The sequence below is a fragment of the Psychrobacillus sp. FSL K6-4615 genome (assembly GCF_038008225.1).
In the GTDB taxonomy this organism is placed as follows: Bacteria; Bacillota; Bacilli; order Bacillales_A; family Planococcaceae; genus Psychrobacillus; species Psychrobacillus psychrotolerans.
Map to the genome: position 1 here is coordinate 2,528,555 of NZ_JBBOYQ010000001.1, position 21,360 is coordinate 2,549,914.

Consider the following 21,360-nt stretch of genomic DNA (forward strand, 5'->3'; position numbering starts at 1 on the left):
AATTCCAAGGAGGTCATTATTATGACGTTTCAATCTATAAATATAGAAATTTATGGGGCTGATGTTGTTTGCGCAAGTTGTGTAAACGCACCATCTTCTAAGGATACATACGAATGGTTACAAGCTGCAATCGACCGCAAATTTCCAAATCACAAAGTTATTTTCAACTATATCGATATTGAAAAGCCAATTGAGAATGAAAAACAACAGAGCATCGCCTACCGAATTGCGGAAGATGAATTCTTTTATCCACTTGTAATGATTAATGATGAGATGATTGGAGAAGGGTATATCCAATTAAAACCAATCTATGCTGCCCTTGAGAAATATGGCTACACAGATTGATCAAAAAAAGCTTCCAAGTGCTCTCTAAGGAGCCTTCGAAGCTTTTTCTATTACCCATTATGACGTTTATACATCCACAGCAGACCAGACTTCATCAAACGTGCAATACGTCCAGTGACTGAGATATCCGCTAAATAGGCAAATCCTTGTTTTTTCCCAAGAGAGCCCATGAATCCTTTAAGCTTAATTTCTGGCATCTTTTCAGGAAGTGGTGCATCTTTCCAACGCGCTTGAAGCACTTTAACAATTTGCTCAGCTTGCTCTTCTGCTAACTGGGCACTTGGTGCTAATGGCAGTGATGCTGCATCACCAACAACATATACATTTGGATAGCTTGGTAAGTCATGATACTGTGTTAATATAACACGACCGGTTTTATCTTTTTCACCAGGTAATGCTCTTACTGGTGCTGCTGGTTGTATACCTGCAGTCCATACAACTACATCTACAGGAATTACTTCTTCGTGATTGTATAATTTGTTTGGCTCTACTTTTGTAATATTTGAATTACTAACTACATCTACATTGTTATTATCAAACCACTTTTGTACATAATTACTTAATCGTTCTGGAAAATCTCTCAAAACACGTGGACTGCGGTCAAATAATTTAATCGATAAATCTGGGCGACTTTCACGAAGTTCACTCGCAAGTTCTATTCCGCTAAGTCCCGCTCCAACAATACCTACAACAGAACCTGATGGTAGACCACCAATTTTATTGTACGTATCTCTTGAACTACCAATCGTTTGAATGCTATAAGTAAATTCATCTGCACCAGGTACATTATGGTATTTATCCTCACAACCTAGTCCAATTACTAATTCATCATAAGAAACTGCTTGTCCATCAGCTAATAACACTTGCTTGCTATCTACATCTATTTCTAAAATTTCTCCGTATGTTACCTTTAATTTTTCGTTTTCTGGGAAAGCTACTCTAATACCGCTATCTGGAGATGTTCCAGCAGCTAGTGCATAAAATTCTGTTTTTAAACTATGAAACGGTGTTCTGTCTATTAAAGTAATTTCTACATCATCAGGAATATTATTTGGCAATAAGCGAAGTAATATTCGCATATTTCCATATCCCCCACCTAACAATACTAATTTTCGCATAATATTCTCCCTTAAATTTAATGTCATCTCAAATTATAATAGATTGTGATACATTTCACAATAGAACTTCTTAATTGACGTTTTCTTTAAAAAAGAGTAGCATGACCATGTAGTGAGGTGAACAGCTGTGAATCCTATGGTTGAATTTTGTATAAGCAACCTTGCAAACGGGTCCCAAGAAGCATTTGAAATATTAGAACAAGACTCCAATTTAGACGTTTTAGAGTATGGTTGCCTGAGTTATTGCTCCCTCTGTTCTGAAACTTTATTTGCTATTGTGAATGGTGAAGTTGTAGAAGCAAATACCCCAAGCGAACTTGTCGCAAACATATATCAATTTATAGAGGACAACCCTCTATTTTAAAAGACTGTACTTTGAGCACAGTCTTTTTATTTTGTCCATTCGCTTAAAGATTCTAAAAAATAGGTAGGTTGCTCTGCCTGAAGCTTAACTTCTGCAGTAGAATCTACCCCACTGTTCACATGTACTGTGTCAATCCCCATATTAATTCCGGTCAAGATGTCTGTTTGATAATTATCGCCAATCATGACCATCTCTTCTTTACTAAATCCATATTTTTTTTGTATAAACTCTAACATAAAAGGTTGAGGTTTCCCCATATAGATTGGTTCTACTCCAGTAGAATGTTCCACTAACTTTGTAAAGGCTCCATTTCCAGGTAAAAATCCAATTTCAGAAGGAAAAGCATGATCACTATTAGTAGAAAGAAATGTAGCGCCCGCTCTTACGGAAAGACAGGCAGTTGCCAGCTTCTCATAATTAATGTGACGATCAATTCCAAGTACGACAACATCTGCCATGCCAGTTGTAATCGAAATATCTCGTGATTTAAGTGCATCTTCCAAGCCCAGTTCACCAATCATAAATACTTCTTTACCTGGCATAAACTCATTAATATAATTTGCAGCTGCAATAGACGATGAAATAATATGTTCCGTATCTACTTGAATATCCATGATGGCCAGCTTTTCCTGTAGTTGTTGTTGAGTCATAGAAGAATTATTCGTCACAAAAAATGGTTGGTTACCATTGCTTTGTAAATAATGAATGAATTTCACAGCCTCAGGAATTGGTGTTTTACCTCTATAGACAGTGCCATCTAAATCGATAAAGTAAGCTTTATAATTTAACATTAGAATCCTCAGGTAAAAAGGCAGAAACTGGCCCTAATTCATTAACTAAATAAGTTTCTACAGCTTTCGGGAAGGCCTTTAAGAATGGTAAATTATTCTTCAGAACTTCCTCTAATTTTTTGTGGTCCACCGCATAAAATTGGCGAACAAGCACTTTTCTAAACTCAATAACTTCTTTTAATGGTCCATCCATCTCAGCAGAAATAACTTTCTCATCCGTTAAAATATCGATAATATCATCGTATCCACCAGGATCACGCATGATAAACCCATCGATCATTGAATTGCCTACGTCGATAATAGATTCAATAATATTATGACCAATTCGCTCAAACGCTAAGTTAGATAATTCATCTACTTGCCAATCTTGTTTTGTTTCAATAAGGTTCAACAATTGGTTCATATGAGCCAATGTTAAAGCAATCTTTTTTCTATCTACAAAATACATGGAAAGGCCTCCTAATTGTTGTTCAGTTGATATATACTCCTATTCTATAGTACCATAATTCTAAGGTAGGAAGGAGTGTCACATAGTGGAGCGATTTTATTTGTACGATGATGTAGAGGATACTAAAACGAGATTTGTTGGCTTTACAGGAGAATCCCAAAGATATGATTTAGCTATTTCTCAAAGCTCTCGCTTTTTTGGAAAAGTACTTGTAATGGATATACAATATGGACGAGCTGCCATTATCGGAGCTGATGATGTGGAAGAACCAGGCTATCTCGAACATGTATTTAATAGATCAGAAGAAGAAGCAGTAGAATTACGAGATTATCTTCGAGAATTATTGAGTTAATATAATATATAAATAGCTAGTTGTGATTTCATATCACGACTAGCTTTTTTATTGCAGTAGAGTTAGAAATAATATCAGTTTATACAAATAGTTAATCCTTAAACCAGACTAGTGTGGAGATTTTTTGAGGGATAGCCCATATCTGGTTGCAAAAGCAAAAAACCTAGAGCAGATCATAGTTGATCTTGCTCTAGGTTTTCGTTTACTTCTATTATAGCTTCGTCAGGAACAATTTTTGGAGCAACCCCTATTTTTTTTACGACAAAGTAGGCGCATCCAAAATTACAATATTCATATAAATAATCTTTCATCGTTCCTATTTTCGTATCAAATGTAGCCTTATGACTACGATCCTCAAAAAAACCTTTAAGACGCAGCTGACCGTAACCCCAGTCACCCATAATATAATCGTATTTAGTTAAAATTTCACTATAACGATCTAAAAACGCTTCCTCTTTAAATGCCTCGCGATAATCTTCTATAATTTCATATGTAAAGCCTTCTGCAACTATCATTCAATCACCATCCATTAACTATTTGGAGTAGCTAGAAGTTGTTCACCTTGCAGTTGTCTTTGCTTAGCCGCAGCGTTTACCTGTTCATCTGCATGGTAGCTACTTCTAACTAGTGGACCAGCTTCACAATGGGAGAATCCTTTGCTCATCGCAATTTTTCGTAATTCTCCAAATTCTGCTGGGGAGTAATATTTTAGTACCGGTAAATGTTTTTTTGAAGGTTGCAAGTATTGACCAATCGTCATGATATCTACATTGTTCGCACGAAGGTCGTCCATTACTTCCAGAATCTCTTCATGAGTTTCCCCTAAACCTAACATTAGGGATGATTTCGTTGGGATACTTGGTTGCATTTCTTTTGCACGACGCAATAATTCGAGTGAACGATCGTATTTAGCTCTCGCTCTAACTCTCGGAGTGAGTCGACGAACCGTTTCAATATTGTGATTTAGGATATCCGGTTTTGCATCCATAATATTACGGATATTTTGTTCAATACCGCCCATATCAGAAGGTAAAACTTCTATTGATGTAAAAGGATTTTTGCGTCGAATCGCACGAATGGTTTCAGCAAAAACTTCAGAACCACCGTCTTTTAAATCATCTCGAGCAACTGCTGTAACGACAGCATGTTTTAAATTCATAACAACAACCGAATCTGCAACTCTTTCTGGTTCTGCCAAATCTAACTCATTAGGTAGGCCAGTTTTTACGGCACAAAAACGGCAAGCACGTGTGCAAATAGCTCCTAAAATCATAAATGTAGCTGTTCTACGTGAACCCCAGCACTCATGTATATTTGGACATTTTGCTTCCTCACATACTGTATTTAAATTATTTTCACGCATCAGCTTTTTAAGACCCTTGTATTCATCATTCGTATTTAACTTAATTTTTAGCCATTCTGGTTTTCTTTGGTACTCTGTTTTCGTTGGTTTACACGATGTCATTTCATCCCGACCCCATTCTAAATAAACTAACTACACTGTTGTCAATGTAACATATTATTTAATTGCAAACAACCATACAAATACCAAAGACAACCAATTTTAAAACAACTAAGCTACCCTCTTACTCTTAAAATTCCAGATCGTGAAAAATAGGATAAGGATGACCACTACTGTTATAAAGCCAAACATAACAGAACCTGTAAGACCTAATACTAAATAACCAATTGCAGCAATGACTGCACTAATAATGGCATATGGTAACTGAGTCATTACGTGATCGATTACATTAACTCCTGCACCAGTCGCTGACATAATTGTAGTGTCTGAAATAGGTGAACAATGGTCTCCAAAAACAGCTCCCGCTAAAACGGCCGCTAAAACAGGGAGTAATAACTCTGGCTCTACTACCATGATGATACTTGCACCAATTGGTAATAGTATCCCAAATGATCCCCATGAAGATCCAGTTGCGAAAGCCATAAAAGCTGTTAAAACAAACAGTAAGACTGGAATAACCCCTGCTGGAATATTATTATCTGTAACGAGATGAGCTAAATACTCACCAGTTCCTAAAGCTGTTATTAAAAATGACAGGGACCAAGCAAATATTAAAATGCAAATAGCAGGTAACATTGAATTTATACCAGAAATAATTCCTTTCCCCAGTAAGCCCAAATTAGCATCTTTGTTTTTCTTGAATTGACGCGTATACAATAGTACAGCTAAAATACTCGATATCATCCCACCTATAAATAGAGAGAGCGGAACATCTGTATTTTCAAAAATAACAAATATGTCCATTACTTTTCCTGAAGCCTGATAGCCTGTCCAAAACATTGCAAAAAGAGTTACTACTATTAATGATACAATCGGAAGGATTAGATCCTTTACTTTACCAAAATTATTTTCCGGGAAATTACCTTGTAAATCACCTGGATTTGATTTATTTGGATCAAAAAGGACACCAGTTTCTCTTGCAAGTGTTTCATGTTTTTTCATCTCACCTAAATCATTGTCTGTCCATGCCGTAAAAAATACCATTGCAAGCGCAGCAATGACATAGAAATTCATCGGTGCCATTAACATAAACGCTTGCAGTGGAGTATAGTCTGTTACGGCATGGGTAGCAAAGATAACACCTAGCTGACTTATTAGAAACGCACCCCAGCTAGAAACGGGAGAAACTACACAAACAGGTGCAGAAGTAGAATCGATAAAATAAGCTAGCTTTGCACGAGAAACACGATGAGTGTCAGTAATTGGACGAGCAATCTGTCCTACAGCAAGTGCATTAAAATAATCGTCTACGAAGATAATAATACCTAAAAAAGCTGTAAGGAGTTTAGAACCGCGATTTGTTTTAATACGTTTAACTGCCCATGCAGCAAATGCAGTACTTCCTCCTGACAGACTAACAATCGCAGTAACCACCCCAAGCAACAATATAAACAATAATATATAAATATTATACATATTCAATCCATTATCCCAAAATGACGTGATAAAGGAATCCCAAAGAATGATTAATGAATCAATCGGCGAAAAGCTTTCTACTAACAAAGCCGCTGAAACAATCCCGACTCCTAGTGATAGTAAAACTCTTTTCGTAACAAGTACCATTACAATCGCTAGTAATGGCGGTAAAATTGAAAAAATCGTATTTTCCATCATAATTTCCTCCTAATAATGAAATGCGTATGCGCCTACTCCAGCCCCGACTAGCGTTGGAAGCCTGACGGTAAAGGCGTACTTTGCCTTAACCGTAAGACTGAAACGACTCGAGGGGCTAGGCGCTGAAGCTAGACAGTATGAAATGCGTATGCGCCTACTCCAGCCCCGACTCGCGTTGGAAGCCTGACGGTCAAGGCGTACTTTGCCTTAACCGTCAGACTGAAACGACTCGAGGGGCTAGGCGCTGAAGCTAGACAATATGAAATGCGTATGTGCCTACTTCAATGTAGGCAGTCTGAATTCGCGACATCCTATCGCAACGACTGCATGATCTACACCTTATATACCCCAAGACTCGATGAGATATGAGCTGACGATACACTAACGAAAATGAACAAGTGTATTATGCCTTAGAATATAAAAAAGCCAACCTAATATAAATATAGGTTGGCTTTTAGATAAAATTTCAAGCAAAAATTTTATACTTTGTAGCTCTCCATTTATACATATGTATAAATGACAGTGTTATTTTTGTTCAAAATAACCCCAACTAGATTTGACTTGACGGTCAACATCTAATTTCGGCATAACTTCCTTTCGTTTACAATCACAGTTGTCATTCTCCTGTAAACTACTCTTTTGTTATGCGGCCTCTACCTATTCTTATTCATTTCCACTAGTATAGCAGTAAAAACAATATTCTTAAGGATTTTTATTTTTCAGGTAATGGCAATGGTACTTCTATTGATGGTGCAGCGTCCCCGTCTCCTCCTGTGTAAATGTAAGGAACCTGGCCTTGCACGATTCCCATTGCCACAGGTATACTCTGTTCCACCGTACTCATCTTACTTGCCAGAGGAACTATTATTTGTACATTTACCGTAATGTGGATATTAACCTCCACATAAGCATTGTTTATTCCAAACTTAGTAATAGAAGGAACTACATTCGATTGAACATTTCCGATAACGTGAAAGCGTATAGGAATTTTAGGGCCTAAGTTACCTATGATGGGGATATTCGTCGCTTGCCCTATCGGAACGAAGAATACAACTCCCCCCTGATCCTCCATCGTTTGTTTATCGTACTCGATGTCATCTAAATACGGTAGGCTAGAAAAGTTTCCCTGCTCAGCCTGCTCCAAATGAGACTGAACTAACTGATTTGTATCAGATAGTATACGATTTATAATTTCTGTATTAAATCGAGTAGTTACCATTGTAGTACTGTCTGATGGCACCTCTTCGATTATGTCATTTACATCGAGCGTATTTGAAATTCTTGAGTTAATTGCTTTATTTATTACCATGGATGCTATTTTTGTTGTTTGTACTTCTGCATATTCCAAATAGGTAGCTGTCAATTGTTTATTAATATAATAGATGAGGCCTCCAACTGACAACATAAAACAAACTAAAAAAATGGCTAATTTTCGCTGATTAGTAAAGAAAGTCAATCGTTTTTTCTTCTTTCTATAGAACAAAAACAATCCCCCTAATTACTACTTATGTAAGAAAGAGGATTTTCATGACTCATATTCACTTTTTTCAAGCTGTCCATACCATTTCACAATATCTCGAATCATTTCTGGCATAAAATACTGTTTGGGAGCAAATTTTAAAGACGGATAAAAGTAACCAAATGTAAACATATCTAAAGTTGCCAATGTATATACTTTTTCTAGTTCAATAGGAGATTCATTTACTAGAACTATACCACTTTCTAACTCTATTAGCTGTTCATATAATATGACCCCAAGGTATTTACCTCTGAACCCTAACCCTTTTACTTCAAGCGTTGGCCATTTTTCATTTTTCCCTGTTCGGATAACTTCTAGTAGTTCTGCACCGGTTAATGTAATAACACAAGGATTTATCGGATGAGGCAAACATTGATGTAGATCTCTTGCAGTAATCGGCCCCTGTTGAAGATCCTTTAAGAATATCCCCGCTGGAAACATGGCACAATCCGCTTTTGTAAAAGCTAGAAGTGCTTTTCCGAAAAAGCGGGATAGATCCGATTCCTTAAACCAATCCTTCTTCAATAAAAAAGAATTATAAAAAGCAATATTAGACATCTCCGCTATTCCTTCATTTTCCCAAGCAGTCTGTAAATCGTTTGCATATAGTGGAACTGGTAGTGCTTCCGTAGGAAATAAAACTGCCTTCTTCGATTGGATTACTTTTGCTGCATGATCAAACTCCAACGTTACAAGTCCGACATTCATCCCGAATTTACCGGTAGCAGCTTGCAACGTGTTCCCAATTACTTTACCTTTTTCAAACGTGTGATGTGTATGTGAACCCAATATCACATCAATTTGTGGTATTTCCAAAGAAATTATTTCATCAAGTGATTTCCCTAAATGTGACATACAAATAAGAACATCCACTTGCGGACGAAGTGTATTACATACCTCTTTCAGTCGGGTAATCGGCTCTTGAATTTGCCATCCCAATTTTTCATAGTAAATACCATAGTCAGCAGTTGCCGCAACAATGCCAATCCGTATACCAGTTGGTGTTACATGTATTTTGTGGGGTAATACCCAAGAAGGAATATTTCCTCCTAACTCCGTGAAATTGGAGACAATCACTTCAAAATTAGCTTCTATGTACAACGTTTCTAATTCTTCATGACTTAGGGTAATGCCTTCGTTATTTCCTATCGTTACATAATCATACTTGGCATCATTTAGAAGATGCACATTTCCCTTTCCAAGTGTACCCTCTGTATATATATTCGAACGATCTAGATGATCTCCAATATCTAATGTTAAATAGGAAGCCTTGTCACCAAGGTTCTTCCGAGTATCTGAGAGAAATTGCTGAATAGCGGGCCAGTTTTCTAGATGACTATGCAAATCATTTGTGTGGAATATATAAATCGTCTCTCTCATTCTTTGCCCACCCTATCCATTACATATTTTACGTTAAAATAGTCCTTCTATAATCGATCGTACACCTAGTAATAAAAGTACAATTCGCAAAGCCAAAACTAGTGTATCTGAGTTCAACTTTTTATTTAACTTTGCTCCTATCTTAGCTCCGATATAGGCAGCAGGTATAACCGGAATCGTATACAGCCACGGTACATTTCCTAATGAAATATGTGTGACAGAGTTCACTAAAGACGACAGAAATACCATGAACATAGACGTACCGACAGCCACATGAGGCGGAAACAGGAATAGTAATATCATCGCTGGTACGAGTATAGATCCCCCACCAATACCAAATAGACCCGATGCGAATCCTACACCAAAAGTTAATAATAATGCGAACCAAATTGGATATCCATATACAAATGTTTTATCGCCATCATTAAAGGTTTTCTTTTTCCCATTTTCCACAAACCATCGAACAGGACTTAAACGATCTCTTACCAACAATAAAGTAGATAAAATAACAAGTAAGATACCAAAGTATAAATTAAAAGAAGGTAAGTCCAGTCCTTTGTTTACAAATGCTCCGAGTATAGTACCAGGAATACTACCAATGAAAAAAATAAATCCACTTTTAAAGTCGACCGTTTTGGTTTTCATATAGGATAGGGTAGAAGAAAGTCCTGTGAATATCATCATAACCACAGAAAGACCAACAACACTTTGCGGAGTAATATTTGGTATTAAACTAAGAGAAGCTCCAAAAAACAAAATAGCCGGTACTAAAATAACGCCTCCACCGAGGCCAACCAATGCTCCTACAATTCCAGAGAAAAGTCCACTAATTGCTAGTATAATCCATTCCATTTAAAAATCTCCTTCAAAAAAATCTAATTGTTTTGGAGCAAGTCCTTCAAAATCTATTCCTAACATACTTTGAAATGTTTTGGCATTATTGGCTGCATGACCTCCAGAGTTATTATTAAACAACACAACAACCTCTTTTGCCTGCTTCTCTAAATACTCACAAATACCTTTAATAGAAGAAAGCTCTTCTTTATTATAATCGTATAGGTATCTTACTTCTCTCCACTTCACATTATTGCCCGGATTAACCCACCCATAAGTATTTCTACCATGTAACCTTACGAGTACCTTGTTTGTAGTTGCAATTGGAACTAAAGGAATACTACCATCCCCAGCCTGCGGTTCATCACAAACACTATGATGAAGACCATTCTCTTTTAAAAAATGAAGCGTAGAATCTTTATATTCAGAAGAATACCAAGATTGGTGACGAAACTCAATAACCACTTCAAAGTCCTTTAGTTCTTCTCTCACTTTACGTATATATTGTACATTTTCTTTTGTGCATTGGAACCAAGGCGGAAATTGTGCAAGTATCATTGATAGCTTTCCCGAATTTTTAAATGGCATAACCGATTGTCGATATAATTCAAACATTTCTTCGATCGAATCAAAAGGAAAATCACCACGTAAATGACCCGTAATACCTTGATAAGTTTTTACAACAAATTGAAAATTATCTGGAGTTTCTTTAATCCACTTTAAGCTATTTTTTATTGGTTGAATTGCATAGAATGCTGCATCTAATTCCACCACTGGAAAATGTGCACTGTAATCTTGTAACCTTTCTCTTGCCGAGGATACATACAAGTCAGGATGATCCCCCCATCCTGTTAGGCCTATTTGAATCATTTACAACACCTCACTATTATTACTATAATAGCATAATCACTCAGTTGGGTGTATTCAGCTGTATGCACTACACGTATTAGCGTATTGACCCCCAAAGGATGAAAAGATGGATAATAATTTTTTATTTAGCTAAAATATATAAGTGTCGTCGTTACATATAGCCCATTACGCTTTTTTGAAGCAAAGGGAGGAAATAACATGATGAAAGTAGATGTATGTATAGTCGGTGCAGGTCCTGGTGGTGCCCTTCTAGCGTATTTATTGGCAAAGAAAAATATATCTGTTGTATTAATAGAGCGAACAAATCAAATCGGAAAAACGTTTCGTGGAGAACATTTAAATGAAGAAGGCGAAGCGATTCTAAAAAAATATAACTTATTTGACGAAATAGAAAAGCTCGGGCTTTTACGAATGAAAAAACTTGAATATTGGCAGCATGGGGAAGTATTTAAAACTATTTTACCTCATCCTGAGATCGGACATCTTGGTATTCATGTTCCCCAAGCACATTTACTACAAGTATTGATAGACGCTGCAAAGAAGTATACAAACTTCCATTTAATGCTGAACACAAAAGTTGATGAACTTTTACAAGATGAACATGGCTCCTACACTGGAGTAAAAGCATCCGAAAATGGAGAAGAAATTATTATTGAAAGTGAATTGGTTATTGGTGCAGATGGTCGTTATTCGACCGTACGTAAGAAAGCTGATCTGGATGTAACTATTCGAAAACACGGATATGATTTACTCTGGGCTAGAATACCAGCACCTGTAAATTGGGAACCGTCTATTCGGATGACTTTAATTGGAGGGAAGCAAATTTCCCTATTTACACAGGCAAAGGGTTATATACAAATTGGTTGGAATATTGAAGAGGGTTCTTTTGCAACACTTAGAAAACAGCCTTTTACTCCATTTATCGAGCAACTCATAATGGCTTTTCCAGAACTTGAACAAACCGTTCGAGAAAATATTCAATCTTGGAAGGATTTTGTTCTATTAGATGTGTATAGTAGCTCTAGTGAGACTTGGGGGAAAAAAGGGTTAGCTTTAATCGGAGATGCAGTTCACACGATGACTCCTACTGGAGCATTTGGGTTAAACAGTGCTCTAAAAGATGCGGATTACTTCTCTTCTTTAATCGACAAAAATACAATTACCTCTCTTAATACTGCTGATTGTGCTTCAGTAAGGAAAAAAGAAGTTGCTAAAATTCAAGCTATCCAAATAGAGAAAGAACAATCTTTTGCTTCTCAGTTTGTTGTGATGGTTTAAAAAGAGACAGAACCAGTCAAATTACTTTGACTGGTTTTTGCATACTATTATTTAAACGTAACTTTTCTATGCGCAACTGGAGTATCCTTAAATGCCTGCAATAGTCCATCTTTCTCAATCTGTTCTTTCCATACTTCTTTATACGTAAGCTTTACATTTAGTTCGCTCTTCAAGGGGGAGAAGGATAAAGTAACGACTTCATCGCTTTCCCAGCTAGCTATAATTGGCTCCTGCGTGACGAATAGGAATAATTGTGGAAATCCATTTTTAAAAAATGGATGCAATTTATCATTGTTTCCTGGCTCGTGTAAACAAATAAACAAAGATAGAAAATCTGAAAACTTCAGCAGATCTAAATGATACATTAACGTTTCTTTCTTTTTCTCATTGCCGACAATTCCTAATTCATCATAAAGTCGATCCTGTCTTTGCTTTTCTATATCCCAAAATTTTTGAACTGCAGTTTCATCAGCATCTTGGACAAAAGAGGAGTAATGTAAACTACACAATAAACAAGCATACTTACTCATTTCCTCCACTTCATCTAATCCTTTTTCATAAAAAGAAATCTTCAGATCTGTAGGATAATCTATAAACGAGAATGGCTGTTCTAATTGATCATTCCATACTGGGGACTTATCCGGATCTATCCAACCACGGTCATGCTCTTGAATGGCGAGAACGACTTCCTGCACATCTTTAGAATCGTAATAAAAATCATCTTTACAATGTTCTGCTATTTGCTTGGAAACTTGGGCATGATCATCTTGAGTAACCATGACATAGCTTTTTTCTCTTTCAAATACAATCATTGTCGATACCTCTCTTTACAAAATACTTCTACTACTTTCTGAGTACCACTTAATAGTTATAACCAAACCTAACAGTTTTTAGCAATTTGCCTATTTAGAGTATAAAAAAATGCAGCAAGGTGAAGTACACCCTGCTGCATTTATATAAATGGATTAACCGATAGAGCCTTCCATCTCGAACTTGATAAGACGGTTCATTTCTACAGCATATTCCATTGGAAGTTCTTTTGTAAATGGTTCGATGAAGCCCATTACGATCATTTCAGTAGCTTCTTCTTCACTAAGTCCACGACTCATCAAGTAGAATAATTGTTCTTCAGATACTTTTGAAACTTTTGCTTCATGCTCTAAAGAAATATTATCATTCAAGATTTCGTTGTAAGGAATTGTATCAGAAGTAGACTGATTATCCATGATTAATGTATCACATTCGATATTCGCACGTGCACCAGTAGCTTTACGGCCAAAATGAACGATACCACGGTATGTTACTTTACCACCTTGTTTAGAAATTGATTTCGAAACAATAGTAGAAGAAGTATTTGGAGCTAAATGCATCATTTTCGCACCAGCATCTTGGTGTTGACCTTTACCAGCAATTGCGATAGAAAGAGTCATACCACGAGCGCCTTCACCTTTTAAGATAACGGCTGGATATTTCATCGTTAATTTAGATCCAATATTTCCGTCAATCCATTCCATCGTTGCATTTGCATCACAAACTGCACGTTTTGTAACTAAGTTATAAACGTTGTTTGCCCAGTTTTGGATTGTTGTATAACGGCAATAAGCATCTTTTTTAATAATGATCTCAACAACTGCACTATGAAGTGAATTTGTTGTGTAAACAGGAGCTGTACATCCTTCTACATAATGTACAGAAGCACCTTCGTCTACAATAATTAGCGTACGTTCGAATTGACCCATGTTTTCAGAGTTAATACGGAAGTATGCTTGTAATGGTGTTTCCACTTTAATGCCTGGTGGTACATAGATAAACGATCCACCCGACCATACTGCAGAGTTAAGTGCAGAGAACTTATTATCGGAAGAAGGAATTACTGTACCCCAATGCTTTTTGAAAATATCTTCATTTTCACGAAGTGCAGAATCAGTATCCTTAAATATTATACCCAAGTCTTGAAGCTCTTGCTTCATGTTATGATATACAACTTCTGATTCGTATTGTGCAGAAACACCTGCAAGGTATTTTTGTTCTGCTTCTGGAATACCTAATTTATCAAAAGTAGCTTTGATTTCTTCTGGTACTTCATCCCATGAAGTTTCTGTTTGTTCAGAAGGCTTCACGTAATACGTAATTTCATCGAAGTTTAATGACCCTAAATCTCCACCCCATTGAGGCATTGGTTTTGAGTAAAAAATTTCTAACGCTTTTAAGCGATAATCTAACATCCATTGTGGTTCTGATTTCATACGTGATATTTCTTCTACGATTTCTTTCGTTAATCCACGTTTAGAACGGAAAATGGATACGTCTTTATCGTGGAAACCATATTTGTAATCACCAATTTCAGGCATTTTTTTAGCCATCGTATTTCCTCCGTTCGTCTGTTATTCTTTTTCTTCTGAAACGCCTTTTTCCATTGCCTTCCAAGCTAAAGTTGCACACTTGATACGTGCTGGAAACTGAGAAACACCACTTAATGATTCTATATCTTCAAGATCTAAAGAGTCATCATAATCTTTCCCAAGCATCATTTCAGAAAAAGTACTAGAAAGTTGTAAAGCTTCCTCTACAGACTTTCCTTTAACTGCTTGTGTCATCATAGAAGCAGATGCCATAGAAATTGAGCATCCTTCTCCATCAAATTTCGCATTTTGAATTTTACCATCTTCCACTTGAAGTGTTAAATGGATGCGATCTCCACAAGTAGGGTTATTCATATCAATTGTCAAAGCCCCATCCTCGATACTACCTTTGTTACGAGGATTTTTATAATGATCCATAATGACACGGCGATAAAGTTGATCTAAATTAGAAGACATCGTTAAAATACTCCTTTGCTGAAAGCAATCCAGTAACTAGACGATCTAAATCCTCTTCTGAATTGTATATATAGAAACTAGCACGAGCAGTTGCCACACATTGCAACCATTTCATCAATGGTTGTGCACAGTGATGTCCCGCACGAACTGCAATTCCACTCATATCTAAAACTGTTGCAACATCATGTGGATGCACATCATCTAAATTGAATGTAACAATTCCTGCACGTTTCGCAGGATCGACAGGTCCATAAATGGTTAACCCTTCAATTGTAGACATTCTTTCCATGGCGTAAGCAGCTAACTCATGTTCATGCTTTTCAATTTCATCTAAGCCAATTTCCTCTAAGAAATCAATTGCAGCTCCAAGACCAATGGCACCAGCAATTATTGGTGTTCCCCCTTCGAATTTCCAAGGAAGTTCTTTCCACGTAGAATCATACAAACCTACGAAGTCGATCATTTCCCCACCAAATTCGACTGGTTCCATTTTATCCAATAAAGCTTCTTTTCCGTATAGTACCCCTATTCCAGTAGGCCCACACATTTTGTGTCCAGAGAATGCAAGGAAGTCACAATCAAGTGCTTGAACATCTAATTTTAGATGTGGTGCAGCTTGAGCACCATCAACTACCATTACAGCTCCATGTTCATGTGCAATTTGCGTAATTTCTTTAATCGGATTCATGGTTCCTAAGACGTTCGATACATAAACGATTGACACAATTTTAGTTCGGTTAGTAATAGTTTCTCTAACCTTCTCTAAAGAAAGTGTACCATCAGCTTCTAAATCGATATATTTTAATACGGCACCTGTTCTCTTAGCTAGTTGCTGCCAAGGAATAATATTGGAATGGTGCTCCATATGCGTAATAACAATTTCATCGCCCTCTTTTAGGTTAGCTTGGCCGTAGCTCTGTGCCACCATATTGATAGCGGTTGTTGTACCACGAGTAAAAATAACTTCTTTAGTAGACTTAGCATTAATAAATTTTCGAACCTTTTCACGTGCTCCTTCGTAACTATCCGTCGCTCGGTTACCCAGCGTATGAACACCACGATGCACATTTGCGTTTTCAAATTCATAATACTTTTTGATCGCTTCTATTACTTGAATTGGTTTTTGAGAAGTAGCCCCATTGTCTAAATAGACTAATGGATGACCGTTAATCTCTTGGTTTAAAATCGGAAAATAGCTTCGAATCTCTTTAGTATTGAGCATTAGCGAACTTTCCTTTCAATAACCTCCGTCAGTTGTTTCTTCACGCCTTCTATCGGTAATTCGTTTACGACAGGAGCAAGGAATCCATGAATTACTAGACGCTCTGCTTCATGTTGAGAAATACCACGGCTCATTAAATAGTACAACTGAAGTGGATCTACTCGGCCAACTGATGCTGCGTGACCTGCTGTTACATCATCTTCATCGATTAAAAGAATAGGATTTGCATCTCCACGTGCTTTTTCGCTAAGCATTAATACACGAGATTCTTGCTCTGCGTTAGATTTAGTAGCACCATACTCAATTTTACCAATACCATTGAATATAGATGAAGCTTCGTCTTTCATAACGCCGTGCTTAAGAATTTGACCTTCCGTATGTTTGCCCCAGTGGATTACTTTTGTTGTAAAGTTTTGCTTTTGTTTCCCGCGACCTACAACAACCATTTTCACATGACCTTCTGAATTATCTCCAACTAAATGTGTTGTATTTTCAGAAATAGTATCACCATCATTCATCATACCAAGTGCCCACTCAAGAACTGCATCTCGACTTGTTACACCACGACGATTAACGTATGTTGTAAATCCTTCTGCTAGAACATCAACTGTTCCAAATGTAACTCTTGAATTGTCTTTGGCAATGACTTCCGTCACGATATTAGCTAATCCTTCTGCATGATCCACAGTAGATAAGTAGTTCTCTACATATGTTACAGAACTATTTTCATCAGCTACTAGTAAAGTGTGATTGAAAAGAGAAGCTGTTTTATCATCATGTAAGTAAATAACTTGAATTGGTTCTTCGATTACTACATTTTTAGGTACGTATAAGAATACACCACCGTTTAATAATGCAGCATGAAGTGCAGTTAGTTTATGTTCTGTTACTTTGACACCATCGGTCATGAAGTATTGTTGAACAAGTGCTGAATGCTCACGAATTGCAGTGTATATATCTGTTAAAATAACACCTTTTGCTTTTAGCTCTTCTGATAATGAAAGAAAAGCAGGTGTATTATTATGTTGAATGTAAATGTTTTGTTGCTCTGCATTTACGACAGCCTTCACTTCTTCAGGTAATTCTACTAAAGATGTAAATTTGCTGCTCTCTACAGTATGAACTGGAAATTCAGTGAAATTCCAATTAGTAATTTTTGTTTTATCTGGTGTTGGCATCGGAAGAGTTTCAAGTTGACCAAATGCTTTTAGACGAAGTTCTGTCATCCAGCTTGGTTCTTGCTTACCTTCTGAAAAGGAGCGGATATCTTGCTCGGTTAATGCCAATTTTGTTTCAACCGTCATGCTTATTCGACTCCTTTCTTATGCTTCTTGTCCAACTGTTTCGTCTTCAATTCCTAATTCTTCTTTAATCCATTCATAGCCTTCTGCTTCTAATCTTTGAGCAAGCTCAGGTCCACCAGATTTAACTACGCGACCTTGCATCATTACATGAACATGATCAGGTGTGATGTAGTTAAGAAGACGTTGATAGTGAGTGATTACTAAGCTTCCGAATCCTTCTCCACGCATTTGGTTGATCCCTTTAGAAACAACTTTTAAAGCATCGATATCAAGACCAGAGTCAATTTCATCTAAAATAGCGAATTTTGGTTGTAACATCATTAATTGAAGAATTTCGTTACGTTTTTTCTCTCCGCCTGAGAATCCTTCATTTAAATAACGTTGTGCCATATCTAAATCCATTTCTAAAAATTCCATTTTGCTATCAAGCTCACGGATGAATTTCATTAGTGAGATTTCATCGCCTTCTTCGCGGCGTGAATTGATTGCTGAACGTAAGAAATCTGCATTTGTTACTCCAGTAATTTCACTTGGATATTGCATTGCTAGGAATAGACCTGCTTGCGCACGTTCGTCTACTTCCATTGCTAATACATCTTCGCCGTCCAATTCAATTGAACCAGATGTAACTTCATATTTTGGATGACCCATAATAGCAGAAGCTAAAGTAGATTTACCTGTACCATTTGGCCCCATTACTGCGTGAATTTCGTTTGTATTAATTGTTAAATTAACACCTTTTAAAATTTCTTTACCGTCTATTGCAACGTGTAAATCTTTAATAGCTAAAGTCGACATTTAATAACCTCCATTAAGTAAATACGAATGTATAATCATTCTAATTTATTATCATTCTAATCTTAACCCAAACGAAGGTACCTTGCAAATCTTTTGAAGCATATTCTATTTAATATTGTAGAATATACAGATTTACTGTTTTCTATTGACTTTTCACTAAACTATTAGGTAAATAGTAATCTTCCTTTATTTTCATTAAGAACTTTCTAATTGAGAATGGATTTCACTATGAAGCTAGTGTAAACAAAAAAGAATCCATGGAGAAATTCTCCATGGATTCTTGTATATTATCCCCTAAATGCTTGGGCATCAAGTTTAGCCGCTAATTGCATACATTTTTCATGATCCTGCTGTCGCTTGTTTTCGACCTGCAATCGTAATTCCTGACTTTGTCTCAATTCATCGTATCCAAAACCATGTACTCCTCTAAATGCGTGGTCCATCTGTTCTGTATAAGGTAAATCTTCCGAACTGATAATGAATCATCCTCTCTATTTTTGAGTTCATGATTTATATACCCAACTAATTCGGACTTAAACATTTATTTATAAAAAAACTTAATTTGTCTTAGAAAACTTATCTACGATAATCGCAAGTGCTCCGTCACCAGTTACATTTGTCGCTGTTCCAAAGCTATCCTGTGCAATATAAAGAGCAATCATTAAACCTATCATAGCCCCGTTGAAGCCTAGCATTGTTTCCAGTAAACCTAATGCTGCCATAACGGCTCCACCTGGAACTCCAGGAGCTGCGATCATTGTTACACCGAGCATGAATATAAATGGTATAAACATAGATAACAGAATATCTTGCCCATTTATAAGCAATACTCCAATAGAACATGAGACAAGCGTAATCGTACTCCCTGATAAGTGAATAGTTGCAAAAAGAGGAATCGTAAAGTTTGTTACTTTATCGGAAGCACCCGTTTTCTGCGCCTGTTTTAACGTCACCGGAATAGTTGCCGCTGAAGACTGTGTACCTAAAGCTGTAAAGTAGGCTGGTGACATTGTTTTTAACAGCTTCAAAGGATTTTTTCCAGTTACAGTACCGGCAGCAGTATATTGTAATAGAAGCATTACAATATGCAGTGCGATAATCATGACAAACACAACTCCGAAAACAGATAATACTTTTGCCACTTGACCACCGTACGCCATATTCATAAATATCCCAAATATATGTATCGGTAACAACGGAATAATAACAAACGAAATTACCTTTTCAATAATCTCACTAAACTCTTCAAATGCATTTTGTAACGTATTTCCTTTTAATTTAGAAATTCCAATTCCCATAATAAAGGAGAAAACCAATGCAGTCATAATATCCATCATTGGAGGGATGGGCATGTCAAACAACCCACCAATTAAAAACTCCTCTGGATTTTCTAACTTCACGCTCTCTTTCCCACCTATAAGCTTCGGCAATAAATTGGAAGCGATAAAGAATGCAATAAAACCTGCTACTAAAGTAGATAAATAAGCAATACCCGTAGAAATCCCTAGTAATCTACCAGAACCTTTTCCGAGTTTAGCTATCCCCGGAACGATAAAACCAATAATGATGAAAGGAACAATAAACCCTAAAAATGAACTAAAAATACTATTAAAAGTAGCCATAATCTCCACTACTATTTTAGGGACAACTAATCCCAATAAAACACCAGTTACTATCGCTACCACTATTCGTGGCAATAACCCAAACCTTTTCATGAAGTGTCCTCCTCAAATGTACAAATGTGTTATTTATAACTTTCATACACTTTAGCACACTCATTTATTAAAGTGAATAGGATGAGTAATATACGTAATATTCTATTAATCATGGAGTTGGTTTGTTTAATGGGCTATATATATTAGTTATGGGCTATTTGGACATTGTTATGGCATATCCTAACCAAAAACCAACCACAAAAAAACAGACACCCCAGGATGCCTGTTTTCTCTACAATATTATTATTTTACCGGTACTACTGATCCGCCCCATTCGCTTAGGATGAAGTCTTGGATTTCTTTAGATTTTAATGCTTCTACTAAAGCTTTAATCTCTTTATTGTCTTCATCACCAGAGTTTACTGCGATGATATTTACGTATGGAGATTCATCTGATTCTTCAATAGCGATTGAGTCTTCTAATGGATTAAGGTCAGCGTCAATTGCATAGTTAGAGTTGATCAGTACTGCGTCGCCTTCTTCATTTTCATATAACTGAACCATTAAAGCAGATTCATAGTTAGCATCAAATTCAAGGTTTTTCTCATTTTCCACAATATCTTTTACTTCCGCTTTTGTTTTATCAATGCCGTCTGCTAATTTAATAAGGCCTTTCGCTTCTAACATTGCAAGGATACGTCCATGATCCGCAACAGAGTTACTCATTAAAATAGTTGCACCCTCTGGAAGCTCTTCAATAGAACCGTATTTTTTAGAGTATAAACCGATTGGCTCGATGTGAATACCGCCTGCGTTGGCGAAGTCATATCCAAAATCAGCTTTTTGTGATTCAAAGTAAGGAATGTGTTGGAAAAAGTTTGCGTCCAAGTCTCCTGAATCTAAATCTTTGTTTGGTAATACATAATCTTGATATGATTCTACAACAAGTTCAATTCCTTGTTCTTCTAGAATTGGTTTAACTTCTTCTAATATAACTGCATGAGGTACGTTAGATGCACCTACTACTAGTTGACTACTTTTTTCATCTCCACATGCTGCAAGGGTTAATGCACTTACTGATAGTAATGCTCCAGCTAAAAATTTCTTCATTCAATATCTCTCCCTTT

At 36.6% G+C, this 21,360-nt stretch carries 22 protein-coding genes and 1 riboswitch; of the genes, 4 read left to right on the top strand and 18 right to left on the bottom strand.

Annotated elements, in window-relative coordinates; all coding sequences use genetic code 11:
• Window positions 1–21 precede the first annotated feature (21 nt).
• Window positions 22–345: a YuzD family protein gene (locus MKX53_RS12660; protein WP_340911677.1), complete on the top strand. Its 324-nt coding sequence runs from the start codon at window positions 22–24 to the stop codon at window positions 343–345.
• A gap of 50 nt (window positions 346–395) precedes the next feature.
• Here MKX53_RS12660 and MKX53_RS12665 read toward each other — a convergent pair whose 3' ends face one another.
• Window positions 396–1,463 carry an NAD(P)/FAD-dependent oxidoreductase gene (locus MKX53_RS12665; RefSeq protein ID WP_093537779.1) on the bottom strand — a complete coding sequence of 356 codons (1,068 nt, stop codon included), beginning with the start codon at window positions 1,461–1,463 and terminating at the stop codon, window positions 396–398.
• A gap of 127 nt (window positions 1,464–1,590) precedes the next feature.
• On the opposite strand from MKX53_RS12665, the gene MKX53_RS12670 reads away from it, so the two are divergent.
• Complete coding sequence (locus tag MKX53_RS12670) at window positions 1,591–1,827, top strand: YuzB family protein (protein WP_093537778.1); 237 nt, start codon at window positions 1,591–1,593, stop codon at window positions 1,825–1,827.
• A gap of 26 nt (window positions 1,828–1,853) precedes the next feature.
• Here the strand turns inward: MKX53_RS12670 and MKX53_RS12675 are convergent, their stop codons facing one another.
• Together MKX53_RS12675 and MKX53_RS12680 are read right to left on the bottom strand one after the other, a co-directional pair.
• Window positions 1,854–2,618 carry a TIGR01457 family HAD-type hydrolase gene (locus tag MKX53_RS12675; protein ID WP_340911679.1) on the bottom strand — a complete coding sequence of 255 codons (765 nt, stop codon included), beginning with the start codon at window positions 2,616–2,618 and terminating at the stop codon, window positions 1,854–1,856.
• On the bottom strand, window positions 2,605–3,066 hold the full coding sequence (locus MKX53_RS12680; protein ID WP_340911681.1) for a DUF86 domain-containing protein: 462 nt from the start codon (window positions 3,064–3,066) through the stop codon (window positions 2,605–2,607). The genes MKX53_RS12675 and MKX53_RS12680 overlap by 14 nt, the downstream gene beginning before the upstream one ends.
• An 85-nt stretch (window positions 3,067–3,151) precedes the next feature.
• Here MKX53_RS12680 and MKX53_RS12685 point away from each other — a divergent pair, with 85 nt between their 5' ends.
• Window positions 3,152–3,418, top strand: a complete 267-nt coding sequence (locus MKX53_RS12685) for a DUF3055 domain-containing protein (RefSeq protein ID WP_093537775.1) — start codon at window positions 3,152–3,154, stop codon at window positions 3,416–3,418.
• A 173-nt stretch (window positions 3,419–3,591) separates the two neighbouring features.
• On the opposite strand, the gene MKX53_RS12690 is transcribed toward MKX53_RS12685, so the two are convergent.
• The 7 genes from MKX53_RS12690 to MKX53_RS12720 all read right to left on the bottom strand — a co-directional run bounded on the left by MKX53_RS12690 (window position 3,592) and on the right by MKX53_RS12720 (window position 11,157).
• On the bottom strand, window positions 3,592–3,933 hold the full coding sequence (locus tag MKX53_RS12690; RefSeq protein ID WP_340911683.1) for a YutD family protein: 342 nt from the start codon (window positions 3,931–3,933) through the stop codon (window positions 3,592–3,594).
• 14 nt (window positions 3,934–3,947) lie between these two features.
• Window positions 3,948–4,883 (bottom strand): lipoyl synthase, encoded by a 936-nt coding sequence (gene lipA, locus MKX53_RS12695; protein WP_093537773.1) that lies wholly within the window; start codon window positions 4,881–4,883, stop codon window positions 3,948–3,950.
• Between the two features lie 108 nt (window positions 4,884–4,991).
• On the bottom strand, window positions 4,992–6,551 hold the full coding sequence (locus MKX53_RS12700; protein ID WP_422192771.1) for a Na+/H+ antiporter NhaC family protein: 1,560 nt from the start codon (window positions 6,549–6,551) through the stop codon (window positions 4,992–4,994).
• Window positions 6,552–7,035: 484 nt separating this feature from the next.
• Window positions 7,036–7,218, bottom strand: a riboswitch (Lysine riboswitch).
• A gap of 48 nt (window positions 7,219–7,266) precedes the next feature.
• The gene (yunB, locus tag MKX53_RS12705) at window positions 7,267–8,037 is read right to left on the bottom strand and encodes a sporulation protein YunB (RefSeq protein ID WP_093537771.1); all 771 of its coding nucleotides are present in this window, start codon (window positions 8,035–8,037) and stop codon (window positions 7,267–7,269) included.
• A gap of 42 nt (window positions 8,038–8,079) precedes the next feature.
• Complete coding sequence (locus MKX53_RS12710) at window positions 8,080–9,453, bottom strand: bifunctional metallophosphatase/5'-nucleotidase (RefSeq protein WP_340911690.1); 1,374 nt, start codon at window positions 9,451–9,453, stop codon at window positions 8,080–8,082.
• Window positions 9,454–9,486: 33 nt separating this feature from the next.
• Window positions 9,487–10,305: a sulfite exporter TauE/SafE family protein gene (locus tag MKX53_RS12715; RefSeq protein ID WP_340911692.1), complete on the bottom strand. Its 819-nt coding sequence runs from the start codon at window positions 10,303–10,305 to the stop codon at window positions 9,487–9,489.
• Window positions 10,306–11,157 carry a DUF72 domain-containing protein gene (locus MKX53_RS12720; protein WP_340911694.1) on the bottom strand — a complete coding sequence of 284 codons (852 nt, stop codon included), beginning with the start codon at window positions 11,155–11,157 and terminating at the stop codon, window positions 10,306–10,308. It abuts the gene before it with no gap.
• A 198-nt stretch (window positions 11,158–11,355) separates the two neighbouring features.
• Here MKX53_RS12720 and MKX53_RS12725 point away from each other — a divergent pair, with 198 nt between their 5' ends.
• Window positions 11,356–12,435: an FAD-dependent monooxygenase gene (locus MKX53_RS12725; protein WP_093537767.1), complete on the top strand. Its 1,080-nt coding sequence runs from the start codon at window positions 11,356–11,358 to the stop codon at window positions 12,433–12,435.
• A gap of 47 nt (window positions 12,436–12,482) precedes the next feature.
• Here MKX53_RS12725 and MKX53_RS12730 read toward each other — a convergent pair whose 3' ends face one another.
• From MKX53_RS12730 to MKX53_RS12765, 8 genes are all read right to left on the bottom strand, one after another.
• A complete protein-coding gene (locus MKX53_RS12730) occupies window positions 12,483–13,247 on the bottom strand; it encodes a DUF3891 family protein (protein WP_340911696.1) in 765 nt (254 codons plus the stop codon).
• Window positions 13,248–13,400: 153 nt separating this feature from the next.
• Complete coding sequence (gene sufB, locus MKX53_RS12735; protein ID WP_093537765.1) at window positions 13,401–14,798, bottom strand: Fe-S cluster assembly protein SufB; 1,398 nt, start codon at window positions 14,796–14,798, stop codon at window positions 13,401–13,403.
• Between the two features lie 21 nt (window positions 14,799–14,819).
• Window positions 14,820–15,254, bottom strand: coding sequence for a Fe-S cluster assembly sulfur transfer protein SufU (gene sufU, locus MKX53_RS12740; RefSeq protein ID WP_093537764.1), 435 nt, complete (start codon window positions 15,252–15,254; stop codon window positions 14,820–14,822).
• Window positions 15,244–16,476, bottom strand: a complete 1,233-nt coding sequence (locus MKX53_RS12745; RefSeq protein ID WP_340763065.1) for a cysteine desulfurase — start codon at window positions 16,474–16,476, stop codon at window positions 15,244–15,246. Before MKX53_RS12745 ends, sufU begins: the two co-directional genes overlap by 11 nt.
• Window positions 16,476–17,780, bottom strand: coding sequence for a Fe-S cluster assembly protein SufD (sufD, locus tag MKX53_RS12750; RefSeq protein ID WP_340911698.1), 1,305 nt, complete (start codon window positions 17,778–17,780; stop codon window positions 16,476–16,478). The genes MKX53_RS12745 and sufD overlap by 1 nt, the downstream gene beginning before the upstream one ends.
• 18 nt (window positions 17,781–17,798) lie before the next feature.
• Window positions 17,799–18,578: a Fe-S cluster assembly ATPase SufC gene (gene sufC / locus MKX53_RS12755; protein ID WP_093537761.1), complete on the bottom strand. Its 780-nt coding sequence runs from the start codon at window positions 18,576–18,578 to the stop codon at window positions 17,799–17,801.
• 557 nt (window positions 18,579–19,135) lie between these two features.
• A complete protein-coding gene (locus tag MKX53_RS12760) occupies window positions 19,136–20,293 on the bottom strand; it encodes a dicarboxylate/amino acid:cation symporter (RefSeq protein WP_340911699.1) in 1,158 nt (385 codons plus the stop codon).
• Window positions 20,294–20,536: 243 nt separating this feature from the next.
• Window positions 20,537–21,343: a MetQ/NlpA family ABC transporter substrate-binding protein gene (locus MKX53_RS12765; protein ID WP_093537758.1), complete on the bottom strand. Its 807-nt coding sequence runs from the start codon at window positions 21,341–21,343 to the stop codon at window positions 20,537–20,539.
• Between the last annotated feature and the right edge of the window lie 17 nt (window positions 21,344–21,360).

Coding starts and splice junctions, on each gene's coding strand:
- MKX53_RS12660 (WP_340911677.1), top strand. CDS start 22: ATGACGTTTCAATCTATAAATATAGAAATTTATGGGGCTGATGTTGTT.
- MKX53_RS12665 (WP_093537779.1), bottom strand. CDS start 1,463: ATGCGAAAATTAGTATTGTTAGGTGGGGGATATGGAAATATGCGAATA.
- MKX53_RS12675 (WP_340911679.1), bottom strand. CDS start 2,618: ATGTTAAATTATAAAGCTTACTTTATCGATTTAGATGGCACTGTCTAT.
- MKX53_RS12680 (WP_340911681.1), bottom strand. CDS start 3,066: ATGTATTTTGTAGATAGAAAAAAGATTGCTTTAACATTGGCTCATATG.
- MKX53_RS12690 (WP_340911683.1), bottom strand. CDS start 3,933: ATGATAGTTGCAGAAGGCTTTACATATGAAATTATAGAAGATTATCGC.
- lipA (WP_093537773.1), bottom strand. CDS start 4,883: ATGACATCGTGTAAACCAACGAAAACAGAGTACCAAAGAAAACCAGAA.
- MKX53_RS12700 (WP_422192771.1), bottom strand. CDS start 6,551: ATGGAAAATACGATTTTTTCAATTTTACCGCCATTACTAGCGATTGTA.
- MKX53_RS12710 (WP_340911690.1), bottom strand. CDS start 9,453: ATGAGAGAGACGATTTATATATTCCACACAAATGATTTGCATAGTCAT.
- MKX53_RS12715 (WP_340911692.1), bottom strand. CDS start 10,305: ATGGAATGGATTATACTAGCAATTAGTGGACTTTTCTCTGGAATTGTA.
- MKX53_RS12720 (WP_340911694.1), bottom strand. CDS start 11,157: ATGATTCAAATAGGCCTAACAGGATGGGGGGATCATCCTGACTTGTAT.
- MKX53_RS12725 (WP_093537767.1), top strand. CDS start 11,356: ATGATGAAAGTAGATGTATGTATAGTCGGTGCAGGTCCTGGTGGTGCC.
- MKX53_RS12730 (WP_340911696.1), bottom strand. CDS start 13,247: ATGATTGTATTTGAAAGAGAAAAAAGCTATGTCATGGTTACTCAAGAT.
- sufB (WP_093537765.1), bottom strand. CDS start 14,798: ATGGCTAAAAAAATGCCTGAAATTGGTGATTACAAATATGGTTTCCAC.
- sufU (WP_093537764.1), bottom strand. CDS start 15,254: ATGTCTTCTAATTTAGATCAACTTTATCGCCGTGTCATTATGGATCAT.
- MKX53_RS12745 (WP_340763065.1), bottom strand. CDS start 16,476: ATGCTCAATACTAAAGAGATTCGAAGCTATTTTCCGATTTTAAACCAA.
- sufD (WP_340911698.1), bottom strand. CDS start 17,780: ATGACGGTTGAAACAAAATTGGCATTAACCGAGCAAGATATCCGCTCC.
- sufC (WP_093537761.1), bottom strand. CDS start 18,578: ATGTCGACTTTAGCTATTAAAGATTTACACGTTGCAATAGACGGTAAA.
- MKX53_RS12760 (WP_340911699.1), bottom strand. CDS start 20,293: ATGAAAAGGTTTGGGTTATTGCCACGAATAGTGGTAGCGATAGTAACT.
- MKX53_RS12765 (WP_093537758.1), bottom strand. CDS start 21,343: ATGAAGAAATTTTTAGCTGGAGCATTACTATCAGTAAGTGCATTAACC.